The organism is Streptomyces sp. JW3 (genome assembly GCF_052216785.1).
Classification (GTDB): domain Bacteria; phylum Actinomycetota; class Actinomycetes; order Streptomycetales; family Streptomycetaceae; genus Streptomyces.
Map to the genome: position 1 here is coordinate 1 of NZ_JBQOUX010000283.1, position 353 is coordinate 353.

Sequence of the window (353 nt, forward strand, 5' to 3'; positions counted from 1 at the left end):
TCCTGTTTGGTGTTGCGCCAGGTGAAGTACGTGTACGACTGCTGGAAGCCGATCTGGGCGAGGGTGCGCATCATCGCCGGGCGGGTGAACGCCTCGGCCAGGAAGATCACGTCGGGGTCGGTGCCGTTGACGTCGGCGATGACGCGTTCCCAGAACACGACCGGTTTGGTGTGCGGGTTGTCGACGCGGAAGATCCGCACCCCGTGGTCCATCCAGTGCCGCAGCACGCGGACGGTCTCGGCGACCAGCCCGTCCAGGTCGGCGTCGAAGGCGACCGGGTAGATGTCCTGGTACTTCTTCGGCGGGTTCTCGGCGTAGGCGATCGAGCCGTCGGCGCGGTGGTGGAACCACTC

The 353-nt window shown here is 66.3% G+C and carries 1 pseudogene; it reads right to left on the reverse strand.

Features of this window, described 5'->3' with window-relative positions:
• Positions 1 to 353: pseudogene (locus tag ACTT8P_RS38515) on the reverse strand (alpha-1,4-glucan--maltose-1-phosphate maltosyltransferase); the annotation flags it as partial.